The following is a 12,694-nucleotide window of genomic DNA, read 5'->3' as shown; positions in this document are numbered from 1 at the left end:
TTATGCGTCAACCTCCCCAAGCACGATATCGACCGCTCCGAGGATTGCGATCAGGTTCGCCATCGACTGGCCTTTCAACATCTCCGGCAAGAGCTGGAGGTTGACGAAGGACGGACGGCGGAACTTCAAGCGATACGGTTTGTCCTTACCTTCCGAGACGATGTAGACACCGAGTTCACCGCGGGTGCCCTCGACGGCGGAGTAGTACTCGCCCGCCGGGACGCGGAGAATCTTCGGCACTTTGCCCATGACCGGACCTTCCGGAATCTGCTCCAACGCTTGCTCAACGATCTTCAAGGACTCGAGGATCTCGTTCATGTGGCACATGTAACGGTCGAAGCAGTCCCCGTTCTCGCCGACGATGACGTTGAAGTCAAAACGGTCGTAGATCGAATACGGTTTGTTCTTGCGCAGGTCCCAGTTGAAGCCGGTTGCGCGCAAGTTGATGCCGGACATCGCGTAGTTCAGCGCCGTATCTGCGTCGAACTTGCCGATGCCCTTGACGCGTTGCAAGAAGATCTCGTTGCCGGTGACCAGCTCATGGAACATGTCCATCTGCGAGCGCATGTACGGCACGAATTTGCGAACATCGTCAAGCCAACCCTCCGGTGCGTCCCATTTGACGCCGCCGACCCGCATGTAGTTGTAGGTCAGGCGTGCTCCGCAGAGGCGGTTAAAAAAGTCGACAACTTGTTCCCGATCGGCAAACGCGTACAGGAACGGGGTCATCGCACCCAAGTCCAGCAGGTATGTACCAAGGAAGACCAAGTGCGAGACGAGACGGTTCAATTCTACGACGATGATGCGCATGTACTCGGCGCGTTCCGGAATTTCCAGATCCATCGCCTTCTCCACGGCATTGACGATCGCGTGGTTGTTGACCATCGAGGACAGATAGTCCATGCGGTCGGTGTACGGAATGATCTGCGTGTACTGCAGGTCTTCCGCGAGTTTTTCGGTGCCGCGGTGGAGGTAGCCGACAACCGGATCGGCTTCGGTGATGATCTCCCCGTCCACCTTGACGACGACGCGCAACACCCCGTGGGTACTAGGGTGTTGAGGGCCGATGTTCATTAACATTTCTTCAGTACGTATTTCTCCCATCGCGTTCCTTTCCCCCTAGTTCTCGACGACGTAGTCTTTGCGCAGCGGATGACCGATCCAGTCGTCCTCCAGCATGATGCGACGCATGTCCGGATGCCCCGGGAAATCGACACCCAGCAGGTCGTAAATTTCGCGTTCTTCCCAATTGAAGCCCGCAAACAAGTGCGTGATCGACGGAACGCTTGCGTTGTCGCGCGGCGTGCGGGTCTTCAGCGAGATGTCGGTGTCCAACGTGAAGGAGTGCAAGAGGATGTAGACCTCGATGTAGTCCTTGTAGTCGGTCCCCGCCATCAGTTGCGGATAGACAAACGCGAGCGTCGAATCGGTTTTGAAATGCTCCACGACTTCGACCCAATTGGCGTTCTTGATCGTGAAGGTCGGTTGGAACTGCTTGAGTTCCGCCGCTTCCAGAACATCTTCGCCAAACTTGCCAAGCAGCTTGCCACGGAGAAATTCCAACTTCTCCGTCGCTTTCTCGACGCGCGGATCAACCGGCTCCGGAGCCGCTTCGGCCTCCGGGGCTTTCGTTTCAGGCGCTTTGGTTTCTTCGCTCATCTATCGCACCTTCTTCCCTTTCGCTTCCATACGGATCTTCTCTTGCAGCTTGTTGAGGCCGTAGATCAGCGCCGGCGGAGACGGCGGGCAACCCGGGATGTAGACATCGACCGGGATGACTTGGTCAGCCCCTTTGACGACGGAGTACGCACGAACGTACGGACCGCCTGCCGTTGCGCAGGAGCCCATCGCGACGACCCACTTCGGTTCCGGCATCTGATCATAGAGACGCTTCAAGATCGGCGCCATTTTCTTCGTGATCGTGCCGGCGATGATGATGCAGTCCGCATGGCGCGGAGACGCACGGAAGATGATCCCGAAACGGTCGAGGTCATAGTGAGCCGCGCCCGTTCCCATCATTTCGATGCCGCAGCAAGCCGTTGCAAACGTCAGCGGCCACAGCGAGTTGGAGCGAGCCCAACCTTTGATTTGTTCAAGCGTGCCAATCAGGACGCCGGCTTTGGAAAGTTCTTGCGACTCCTCTTGTGTGAAGCCTTCGAACTCCATGTACGCCGGTTGTTGGGTTGCGTTGTTGTTTACTTCCATTCCAACACCTTCTTCTTCCAGGCATAGATGAGGCCGATTGCCAAAAGTCCGAGGAAGACGAGCATCTCCACCAGACCGAACAGACCGAGGGAGTCGAATGTGACAGCCCACGGATAGAGGAACATGACTTCCACATCGAACGCTACGAACATGAGTGCAAACAGGTAGTAGCGAACGTTGTACCGAACGTGCGCTTCACCGAACGGCTCCACCCCGGATTCATACGTGGTCAACTTCTCCGGAGTCGGGTTCTTCGGTCGCAGGAGCGGACCGACAACCATAATGGCACCAATCGGGAGCACCAAGCCTAACACCAGGAACAGGAAAATAAATAGATAACTGTTCCAATACGAGACCATAGCAGCCCCTCCATCTTTTCAAAAAGTTACAGTTTTGCCCCCAATAGTATAACAGACCGTCTAAACGCTGTAAAACAGGGCTCTGCAATCAAATTTCGCGAACCTACGCAAAGCAGACAACTTCTCTTTAGGAATTTCCAAAACTCCCCTTCGTTACACGTAAAAAAAGTCCCACAACCCGAAGGCGTGGGACTTTCTCTGTGATTTCCCTTAGCGTTTGGTCGTTGCCAAGGAAATCCGGTTGATTGCGCGAGCCAGCGCCAATTCTGCGCGGCGGTGGTCCGTGGAATCACTTTTATCGTTCAGACGCTTCTCCGCACGTTCCTTAGAACGGGTGGCGCGTGCAACGTCAATCTCTTCCGGAAGCTCAGCCGCTTCAGCAAGGACCGACACGCCTTCCGGTTTGACTTCGAGGAAGCCGCCGGAAACTGCGATGACAATCTCTTGCCCGTCGTTTTTGAGGCGAAGTTGGGAAACCTTCAGCGTCGTGACGACTTGGGTATGACCGGCCAAGATCCCGAGATCGCCGTCGCCACCGCGGGCGATGATCAAGTCTACAGCGTTCTCGTAGACTTTGCGTTCGGGCGTGACGATTTCGATCGGCATTTTTCTCATATCATTAGCCTCCTAAGCGCGTTCAAGCGTTAGGCTTGAGCTTTCGCGTTTTCGAGGACGTCTTCAATGCCACCGCACATGTAGAATGCAACTTCCGGGATGTCGTCGTGTTTGCCTTCAAGGATTTCCTTGAAGCCGCGAACGGTGTCCGCGATCTTGACGTAACGGCCCGGACGGCCGGTGAAGACTTCGCCGACGAAGAACGGTTGGGACAGGAAGCGCTGGATCTTACGAGCGCGCGCTACGATCTGCTTGTCGTCGTCAGAGAGTTCGTCCATACCAAGGATCGCGATGATGTCTTGGAGTTCTTTGTAACGTTGCAGGACGCCCTGAACGCCACGAGCTACGCGGTAGTGTTCTTCGCCGACAACGTCCGGAGACAGTGCGCGGGAAGTAGACGCGAGCGGGTCAACCGCCGGGAACAGTGCCATCTCAGCGATTTTACGGTCCAAGTTGGTGGTTGCGTCCAAGTGAGCGAACGCCGTTGCCGGAGCCGGGTCGGTGTAGTCGTCGGCCGGAACGTAGATCGCTTGGATCGAGGTGATGGAACCTTTTTTGGTCGAGGTGATGCGTTCTTGCAGCTGACCCATTTCCGTTGCGAGGGTCGGTTGGTAACCTACTGCGGACGGCATACGGCCGAGCAGTGCGGAAACCTCGGAACCTGCTTGGGTGAAGCGGAAGATGTTGTCAACGAAGAGCAGAACGTCGCGCTCTTCCACGTCACGGAAGTATTCCGCGATCGTCAAACCGGTCAGTGCAACGCGTGCACGTGCGCCCGGCGGCTCGTTCATTTGGCCGAAGACCATTGCGGTCTTCTCGATAACGCCCGAGTCTTTCATTTCGTAGTACAAGTCGTTACCTTCACGGGTACGCTCACCAACACCTGCGAAGACGGAGTAACCGCCGTGTTGCTTCGCGATGTTGTGGATGAGTTCCTGGATGGTAACGGTTTTGCCTACGCCTGCACCGCCGAAGAGACCGATCTTACCGCCCTTGATGTACGGAGCGAGCAAGTCGATAACTTTGATCCCGGTTTCGAAGATCTCGACTTTGGTTGCGAGGTCTGCGAATTCCGGAGCATCAGCGTGGATCGGCATACGGCTGGTTTCGCCGATTACCGGGCCCGCTTCGTCGATGGTTTCCCCGAGAACGTTGAAGATACGGCCGAGGGTACCCGGACCTACGACTGCGGAAATCGGAGCGCCGGAGTCGACAACTTCCATACCGCGGACGAGGCCGTCGGTGGAAGACATCGCGATGGTACGAGCTTGGTTATCACCGAGGTGGAGAGCGACTTCAACGGTGAGGTTGATATCCGCTTCGCCTTCGGATTGAGCTTTATAGGTAATGGTCAGCGCGTTGTTCAGCTGCGGAAGTTGGCCTTCCGGGAACTGAACGTCGACGACCGGACCGAGTACCTGGACTACTTGTCCTTTGTTCATCACGTTTCCCTCCATTCTTGCGTACTACAAGCTGTTACTGCTCCAGAGCGCTGGCCCCGCCGACGATTTCGGTGATCTGCGTGGTGATCGCCGATTGTCGAGCGCGGTTGAGTTCGAGTGTGTAACGGTTGATCATTTCACCTGCGTTGTCGGTTGCAGCGCCCATTGCGGTCATTTTCGCACCGAATTCGGAAGCCTTGCCTTCAAGCAGCGCGGAGAAGATCAGCGTCTCTGCGAACTTCGGGAGCAGGTTATCGAGGACCGCCTCTGCAGACGGTTCGTAGTCATACTTAGCCGTGACCACGCCCGGTTCCGGTTTCTTCTGGTTCGCGCCGAGGTCTTCGAGCGGGAGAAGTTTGCGGGATTTCGGGACTTGAGTCAACGGGGAAATGAATTCGTTGTAGAGGAGGAAGACTTCGTCATACACACCCTCTTGGAACAACTTGACGACTTGAGACGACAAATCTTTGACGTCGGAGTAAGTCGGCGAGTCGGACAACCCAGTCACTTCACCCACAAGCGGGTAATTGCGGCGCTTAAAGAAGTCGCGCGCCTTGCGCCCGATCGCAAAGATGGCATACGTGCTCTTGTCCTTGCCGCGCACTTCGTTGACGAGCGCACGGATGATCTGCGAGTTGTAACCGCCCGCAAGACCACGGTCAGAGGAGATGATCACGTAGCCGGTCTTCTTGACCGGACGTTTGACGAGCATCGGATGGTTCGTAGAACCGGAAGCCGATGCGATCGAACCGATGACTTCTTCCAATTTTACGGCGTACGGACGCGCTTGTTCAACGCGTTCTTGCGCACGACGCAGTTTCGCCGCCGCTACCATTTTCATCGCTTTGGTGATTTGCTGGGTGTTCTTCACGGACTTGATGCGTCGACGAATGTCGCGAGCATTCACTGCCATGTGAAAACACCACCTTCGGATGAAATGGAGTTGCTAGACGACGTTACGCCACAAAGGTCGCTTTGAACTTGCCAACCGCTTCCTTCAGGGACGCGATCAGTTCATCGGTAAGGGATTTGCCTTCGATGATGCCCTTGAAGATTTGCGGGTAGTTCGTATCGATAAACGAGAGCCACTCGGACTCGAAGCGCAGGACAGATTCAACCGGAATTGCGTCGAGGTGACCTTCTTTGACGGCCCACAGGGAGACGACTTGGCGCTCAACGGACATCGGTTGGTATTGGCCTTGCTTCATGATCTCGACAGTGCGAGCACCGCGGTCGAGGCGTGCTTGGGTCGCTTTGTCAAGGTCGGAGCCGAACTGCGCGAACGCTTGCAGCTCACGGTATTGTGCGAGGTCGGTTTTGATCGTACCTGCGACTTGCTTCATCGCTTTGATCTGAGCAGAACCACCGACACGGGAGACGGAGAGACCGACGTTGACTGCCGGACGTACGCCGGAGTTGAACAGGTCGGACTCGAGGAAGATCTGACCGTCGGTGATCGAGATGACGTTCGTCGGGATGTACGCGGAGATGTCACCCGCTTGGGTCTCGATGAACGGCAGCGCGGTCAGAGAACCGCCGCCGAGCTTGTCGGACAGCTTCGCTGCGCGCTCCAGCAGACGGGAGTGCAAGTAGAAGACGTCGCCCGGGTATGCTTCGCGGCCCGGAGGACGGCGCATCAGCAAGGACATTTCGCGGTAAGCGGCCGCTTGCTTGGACAGGTCATCGTAGATGCAAAGGACGTGGCCGCCCTTGTACATGAAGTATTCACCCATCGAAACGCCTGCGTACGGAGCCAGGAAGAGCAGCGGAGCCGGATCGGATGCCGATGCGGAAACGACGATGGTGTAGTCCATTGCGCCGTGCTTGCGGAGGGTTTCCACAACTTGCGAAACGGTGGATTGCTTTTGACCAATTGCAACGTAGATACAGATCATGCCGTTGCCTTTTTGGTTGATGATCGTGTCGAGCGCGATCGCGGTCTTACCGGTTTGGCGGTCGCCGATGATCAATTCGCGTTGGCCACGGCCGACCGGAATCATCGAGTCGATCGACTTGATACCGGTTTGCAGCGGTTCGTGAACGGATTTACGGTCGATTACGCCCGGAGCCGGAGACTCGATCGGACGGAATTCCTTGGTTTCGATCGGGCCGCGGCCGTCGATCGGTTGGCCGAGCGGGTTCACAACGCGGCCTACGAGTGCTTCGCCGACCGGAACTTGCGCGATGCGGCCGGTACGTTTTACGGTGTCGCCTTCCTTGATGCCGACAACGGAACCGAGGATAACGGCACCGACGTTGTTGACTTCAAGGTTGAACGCCATACCGATGGCGCCGTTGGAGAACTCGAGGAGTTCGCCCGCCATGACTTTTTCAAGACCATGGATACGTGCGATCCCGTCACCAACTTGGATTACGGTCCCAACATCATATACTTGAACTTCAGATTGATAATTCTCAATCTGTTGCTTGATCAGCGCACTGATTTCTTCAGGACGAATGCTCATGATCTCACCCCTCTGGATAAAAGACTTAGTATTTCAGCGTTTGGCGGAAACGTTCGAGCTGAGCGGCGACGGTGTAGTCAAACACAGTATCGCCTACGCGCACTTTCGCGCCGCCGATCAGAGCAGGATTGACAGTCGCGGTGACTTCGATCTGCTTGCCGTTTGCGCCGAGCGTGTTTTTCAAGGTCGAAATTTCCTCTTCGGAAAGCGGAGTCGCAGACTCTACTTTCACTTTGACACGACCGCTCGCCTTGTCAGCCAGGACGGTAAACTCCTCAGCGATGCTGTGGAGGTCTTCTTGGCGACGACGATCGAGCAGAAGTTGGATGAAGTTCATGACGATCGCAGAGACACGGCCGTTGAACAGCTCGTTCATCTGCTTTTTCTTCACTTCAGTCGAGATGCTCGGATGGAGCAACATTTGTTCCAGTTCCGGATGCGCTTTGAGCGCGTCCGTGATGGCCGAGAGTTCCGCTTGCACGGTATCTGCGTTGCCTTGTTGCTGTGCGACTTCGAACAGCGCTTCAGCATAACGCTTGGCTACTGTTGCGTTCTTCATACGCGAACACCCATTTCCTTAACAGCCTCTTCGAAAAGGGCCTTGTGGGATTCTGCGTTGAGTTCTTTCGCGATGATCTTGCCAGCCAGCAGAACGGACAGGTTGCCGACTTGTTCGCGGAGTTCCGCGATGGCAGCGTCTTTCTCGCGGTTGATCGTTGCAACTGCTTCTTCGCGGATGCGACGTGCTTCTTCCTCAGCCGCAGCGAGGATGTCAGCAGCTTGCTTTTCGCCGGAGCGACGTGCGTTTTCAAGCATCTCAGCAGCGTCTTTCTTCGCGCTTTGCAGAGCAGCGCGGTTTTCTTCTGCGAGACGTTCTACTTCTTCACGGTTCTTTTCAGCCGTGGTGATCTGATTCTCGATATATTGCGCGCGTTCTTTCATCATGCGCATCAGCGGACCGATGGCAACTTTGCGGAGCAACAGGAAGAGGATCAAGAAGGCCACGAGCTGGAATAACGCCGTGCCAAGTTCAAAATCCATGAAGGTTCACTCCTTTCGGGCTGGACAAAAGAGAGGCGCAGGCGGTATTGGGTCCGCCCCGCCGCCCAACAGAACGTCCGAGTGGTTGGATATTACAGGCGGCCGAACAGGATCAGACCGAACGCAACTGCGATGATCGGGAGTGCCTCTACGAGACCCAGACCGATAAACATTTGAGTTTGAAGCATACCGCGTGCTTCCGGTTGACGAGCGATACCTTCGATCGTGCGACCAACTACGAGACCGTTACCGATACCTGCGCCAACTGCTGCGAGACCGAGCAAGAGACCTACTGCCATTTCCATGAGAGAGTACCTCCTTGATTTCCATTAAGGTTGTTTTATTGGGTGAAAGGGTAAAACGTTGTCTTGCCAAAAAACGGACGACTGCTTGACGACTTAGTGATGCTCGTCGTGCGGCAACTTTTGACCGATGTAAACAAGGGTCAGGACGGTGAAGACGAAGGACTGGATGGTACCTACGAACAGCGAGTACGCAATCCACACGAGCAGCGGAATGCCCCCGGTCGGGAACCAGCCGCCGGCCATCGGGATCGCCAGGATGATGCCTACCAAGACCTCACCTGCGAAGATGTTACCGAAGAGACGAAGACCGAGCGTGAAGAACTTGGACACTTCGTCAATGATGTGAAGAATCGCAAACGGCGGATACGGTTGAATGTAGTGCTTGAAATAGCTCCGCGGATTCTTCAGACCAATGATGTGGGTGAACAGGACGATCGAGATCGACATTGCGAGCGCAACCGACATGTTCGCCGTCGGCGATGCGAAGAACGCAACGACGCTGTGACCTCCATGCTCTTTAAGCGCCTCAGCAGAGACACCGACCATCGGAGAATGCACATCGAAGTTGAGGTTCATGATCAGACCCATTTGGTTGGAAACAAACAGGTAGGTGATCAAGGTCATCGCAAGCGGCACATACGTCATCGCACGCTCTCCACCGATGGTATCCTTCGCGAGGCCGGAGATGAAGTCAGTCAGCCACTCGAAGATGTTTTGCACGCCACGAGGGTTTCGGATGCTCATATTGGCTACGGCGAGACGACCGAGAATCAAGACGACGAGAATCGCAAGAACCGTCATCGCAGCCGAGGTCAGGTTGAGCTTCCAAATCCCTTCCCCAATGGTGGGAAAAAGGTGTTCCATTACTTATTTCACCCCTTCCGTACTTGATGGATTATGAAGTTTTTTTGTATAGGAAGCCTCCCAGTAGGACGAATTGATAGGTGAACAACCCGACAATCAGCCCCGGAAGACTTACATACCCGATTTTTTTCTCTACGATCCGCATGATCAGGATCGCAGCCATCACCATGACGATGCGAAACACCATCACGATACTAGGACGTTTCTTGACTTGAAAAAGCGCGACTTCCGCCGCTTGCTCTGTCTGTCTCGCCACACTGACAGCGAAATACAAACTAACTGCCGACCCTATCGTCAGGCCGGCAAAGACAGAAGCATACTGTGGCAACAGCGCCCAGAGTGCCGCGAGTAGAACGGTGACGATGGTCGTGTTCTTGATCGTGCGCCTTGCCAAGAGATGAAATTCGTTCATTTTATGCGTGGCTCCCATCTGTACCGCCTGTAGGCACCATCCTCCAGCATTGCCAAACAGTGGTTAGGATATGTATGTGAGTCCACATATCTCTAGGGAGGTTTCACCTTACGGAACGGAAGTCCCTGTGTATGAAACCCCAACCCAGAGAACATACTACTATATCCCCAACTGCATTGTCAACGAAGGAACTAGGCGTAGCAAGGGCTCAAGAGAGATTTTAGCCATTTTTTCATAGAAACGACATAACTATGTGAAATCGTGCCTGTTTTAGCGTTCAACGACGAGTGCAACGCCTTGTCCGCCGCCGATGCAAAGCGTTGCGAGACCGCGCTTGGCATCGCGTTTTTGCATTTCGTGGAGCAGGGAAACCAGCACGCGTGCGCCGGATGCGCCGATCGGGTGACCGAGGGCGATGGCGCCGCCGTTGACGTTCAATTTTTCACGCGGAATTTCCAAATCTTTGCCTACCGCAAGCGATTGAGCGGCAAACGCTTCGTTCGCTTCCACCAAATCGATATCGGCGATGGAGAGGTTCGCTTTCTCCAGCGCTTTTTTGGTTGCGTAGATCGGACCGAGGCCCATGACGTTCGGGTCGAGACCCGCAGATGCGTAGGACTTGATCGTCGCGAGGATCGGCAGACCGAGTTCTTCCGCTTTTTCACGGGACATGACGAGGATCGCCGCTGCACCGTCGTTGATGCCGGACGCGTTGCCCGCGGTTACGGTCCCGTCCTTTTTGAAAGCAGGGCGCAGTTTGCCAAGCGTTGCGGCGGTGGTGCCTGCACGCGGGAACTCATCGCGATCGAAGACGATCGGGTCGCCTTTGCGCTGCGGGAGTACGACCGGGACGATTTCGTCCTTGAAACGATCAGAAGCGAGCGCTTGCTCGGCTTTTTGTTGCGACCAAGCGGCGAATTCGTCTTGCTCATCGCGGGTGAGGCCGTAGCGCTCGGCGATGTTTTCTGCGGTGATGCCCATGTGGGTGTCATCGAACGCGCACCAGAGGCCGTCGCGAATCATAACGTCCACCACTTTACCGTCGCCCATGCGATAGCCGTTGCGAGCACCTTCTAATAAGTAAGGAGCCTGCGACATGTTCTCCATGCCGCCTGCGAGGATCACATCTGCGTCGCCCGCTTTGATCGCTTGCGCCGCCAACATGACGGTTTTGAGACCGGAGCCGCAGACTTTGTTGATCGTCATCGACGCGATGGTGTTCGGCAGACCGCCTTTGATCGCCGCTTGACGAGCCGGGTTCTGGCCGAGACCCGCTTGCAAGACGTTGCCGAGGATGACTTCCTCTACATGGTCGGCAGAGACTCCTGCACGGGAAAGCGCTTCCTTGAGAACCAAACCGCCCAACTCAGGTGCCGAGACACCCGCCAAAGCCCCTTGAAAATTCCCGATCGCCGTACGGACGGCGCTTACGATAACTGCATCACGATTGCTCATAAAAAATTCCCCTTTCGTACCAAACGTTAGGTTGCGTGTTTACCAATCTCTATTATTCTCGTCCGGGAACCAATTCCCTGCTCATGAAAACGCTTACATCGGAAACATTCTCTTTTCAAGAAGTCTTTTGGGATGGTAAGATACGATCATACAAATCAGAATGCTACCGAAATAAGTAATATGTCGCTTTGAAAAGAGGAGAGTCACGATGAACTATTTGACCCTTGGCCAAAAACTACGACTCAAACGCAAAGAACTCAACCTCACTCTCAAAGACGTCGCTGGAGACTACATTTCAACTGCTACTTTGAGCCTCGTGGAACGCGATATGCAGGTGCCTTCGGAGGACCTGTTGCGTTACCTCGCCGACAAGTTGCAGACTCCCTATCCGTACTTCAGGGAGACTCCAGAGGAGACTTTGAACCGCAGGGCCAAGACTCTTCTCGCAGAAGCCGAAGTCCTGCTCTACCGCAAGCGTTTCGGGATGGCCGCCCGTTTCGCGGAGGAGATTCTGGAAGATGCCAAAGAACTGAAGCTTATGCATCTCATCGGGCAGAGTTCGCTCTTGCTCAGCCAGATTGCATTGGAGAAAGGCGAATACCACAAGGCGAATCAATATCTGTTCGAAGCACAGAACGCAACGATCCTGTCCGGCAACGACGGATGGTTGCCCAACATCTACTACCAATTCGGCCTCGTGTCGTTCCGCCAGTCTTTCTATGCCCAAGCGCTCGACTACTTCAAGCAAGCCGAGCAGACGGAGTTGGTGGAGCTGAAAACCGTCGAGGACGATCTCACCCGCAAAATTCTCTCGATGATCTCGCAGACCTACCACAAGCTCAGTCAGTTTGACCAAGCGCTTCACTATGCGGAGAAGACCCGCGATTTGGTGTCCCGCTTGAACAACCTGGAAGCGTATGCCGAATCGCTGATCATGCTTGGCGCTTCGTATCGAGAGAAGGAGCAGTACGACCAAGCGTTCGACCTCTTCCAAGAGGCACAGCGCTTGATCCACCAAGTCGATGCGCAGCAAGAGCTCTCGGAGATCTCCTACAACCTCGCGTCGCTGTTCGTGAAGACCGGCAACTTCGAGGAAGCGCACCGTCACTACGCGCAAGCCATCGACCAGAAGTTGCAACACCAAGACCCAAGCGTCGTCTCCACTTCTCTTGAGCATGTCGAGACGTTGATTCTGTCCGGTGATATCGAACCAGCACTGGAACGTCTGGAAAGTGCGACTCTCTTGCTCGACCAGTTCGGCGTGGAGGAGGAACGTGCCCGCGCTTTGGCGCTGCGTTACCAACTCCTGCATCTCTCCGGCAAGTCCCAAGAGGGCCGTGCCGCACTCGAGGAAAGCTTGACCCTGACCCGCAAGCTGCCGTTCCCCAAGCGCGTCGCCGACACCCTCGTACGCCTCGGTCGCATCTGCGCCAATTCCGGCGATCCGACCACCGCAACGCTTTTGTTTGCCGAAGCTTTGGCGGTGTACGAGAACTGCGGCATCATCCTCGACCGTTTCATTTAGAAAAAA

15 protein-coding genes are annotated in these 12,694 nt (G+C 55.2%); 1 reads left to right on the top strand and 14 read right to left on the bottom strand.

Features of this window, described 5'->3' with window-relative positions:
- The 14 genes from JJB07_RS02200 to JJB07_RS02135 all read right to left on the bottom strand — a co-directional run bounded on the left by JJB07_RS02200 (position 1) and on the right by JJB07_RS02135 (position 11,163).
- Positions 1-1,104: an NADH-quinone oxidoreductase subunit D gene (locus JJB07_RS02200; protein ID WP_201630733.1), complete on the bottom strand. Its 1,104-nt coding sequence runs from the start codon at positions 1,102-1,104 to the stop codon at positions 1-3.
- A 15-nt stretch (positions 1,105-1,119) separates the two neighbouring features.
- Entirely contained in the window at positions 1,120-1,659 is a 540-nt protein-coding gene (locus tag JJB07_RS02195) for an NADH-quinone oxidoreductase subunit C (RefSeq protein ID WP_201630731.1), read from the bottom strand.
- Positions 1,660-2,205, bottom strand: a complete 546-nt coding sequence (locus tag JJB07_RS02190; protein ID WP_430727197.1) for a NuoB/complex I 20 kDa subunit family protein — start codon at positions 2,203-2,205, stop codon at positions 1,660-1,662.
- Positions 2,196-2,564: an NADH-quinone oxidoreductase subunit A gene (locus JJB07_RS02185; protein ID WP_201630729.1), complete on the bottom strand. Its 369-nt coding sequence runs from the start codon at positions 2,562-2,564 to the stop codon at positions 2,196-2,198. The genes JJB07_RS02190 and JJB07_RS02185 overlap by 10 nt, the downstream gene beginning before the upstream one ends.
- Before the next feature lie 210 nt (positions 2,565-2,774).
- On the bottom strand, positions 2,775-3,179 hold the full coding sequence (locus tag JJB07_RS02180) for a F0F1 ATP synthase subunit epsilon (protein ID WP_201630727.1): 405 nt from the start codon (positions 3,177-3,179) through the stop codon (positions 2,775-2,777).
- Positions 3,180-3,208: 29 nt separating this feature from the next.
- Positions 3,209-4,621 (bottom strand): F0F1 ATP synthase subunit beta, encoded by a 1,413-nt coding sequence (gene atpD / locus JJB07_RS02175; protein ID WP_201630725.1) that lies wholly within the window; start codon positions 4,619-4,621, stop codon positions 3,209-3,211.
- Between the two features lie 34 nt (positions 4,622-4,655).
- Positions 4,656-5,534, bottom strand: coding sequence for an ATP synthase F1 subunit gamma (gene atpG, locus JJB07_RS02170; protein WP_201630723.1), 879 nt, complete (start codon positions 5,532-5,534; stop codon positions 4,656-4,658).
- 43 nt (positions 5,535-5,577) lie between these two features.
- Positions 5,578-7,086 (bottom strand): F0F1 ATP synthase subunit alpha, encoded by a 1,509-nt coding sequence (atpA, locus tag JJB07_RS02165; protein ID WP_201630722.1) that lies wholly within the window; start codon positions 7,084-7,086, stop codon positions 5,578-5,580.
- A gap of 25 nt (positions 7,087-7,111) precedes the next feature.
- Positions 7,112-7,645 carry a F0F1 ATP synthase subunit delta gene (locus JJB07_RS02160; RefSeq protein ID WP_201630721.1) on the bottom strand — a complete coding sequence of 178 codons (534 nt, stop codon included), beginning with the start codon at positions 7,643-7,645 and terminating at the stop codon, positions 7,112-7,114.
- Entirely contained in the window at positions 7,642-8,127 is a 486-nt protein-coding gene (gene atpF / locus JJB07_RS02155) for a F0F1 ATP synthase subunit B (RefSeq protein ID WP_201630720.1), read from the bottom strand. Before atpF ends, JJB07_RS02160 begins: the two co-directional genes overlap by 4 nt.
- 92 nt (positions 8,128-8,219) lie before the next feature.
- Positions 8,220-8,432 (bottom strand): F0F1 ATP synthase subunit C, encoded by a 213-nt coding sequence (gene atpE, locus JJB07_RS02150; RefSeq protein ID WP_201630719.1) that lies wholly within the window; start codon positions 8,430-8,432, stop codon positions 8,220-8,222.
- 93 nt (positions 8,433-8,525) lie between these two features.
- Entirely contained in the window at positions 8,526-9,296 is a 771-nt protein-coding gene (gene atpB / locus JJB07_RS02145; protein WP_201630718.1) for a F0F1 ATP synthase subunit A, read from the bottom strand.
- A gap of 31 nt (positions 9,297-9,327) precedes the next feature.
- Positions 9,328-9,708, bottom strand: a complete 381-nt coding sequence (locus JJB07_RS02140) for a hypothetical protein (RefSeq protein WP_201630717.1) — start codon at positions 9,706-9,708, stop codon at positions 9,328-9,330.
- 270 nt (positions 9,709-9,978) lie between these two features.
- A complete protein-coding gene (locus JJB07_RS02135) occupies positions 9,979-11,163 on the bottom strand; it encodes an acetyl-CoA C-acetyltransferase (RefSeq protein ID WP_201630715.1) in 1,185 nt (394 codons plus the stop codon).
- 208 nt (positions 11,164-11,371) lie between these two features.
- On the opposite strand from JJB07_RS02135, the gene JJB07_RS02130 reads away from it, so the two are divergent.
- Positions 11,372-12,688: a helix-turn-helix domain-containing protein gene (locus JJB07_RS02130; RefSeq protein ID WP_201630713.1), complete on the top strand. Its 1,317-nt coding sequence runs from the start codon at positions 11,372-11,374 to the stop codon at positions 12,686-12,688.
- Positions 12,689-12,694: the final 6 nt, after the last annotated feature.

This window comes from Tumebacillus amylolyticus, from assembly GCF_016722965.1.
Taxonomy (GTDB): domain Bacteria; phylum Bacillota; class Bacilli; order Tumebacillales; family Tumebacillaceae; genus Tumebacillus; species Tumebacillus amylolyticus.
The sequence above is the reverse complement of the archived record's forward strand: the minus strand, read 5'-3'. Positions and strand labels throughout refer to the sequence as shown.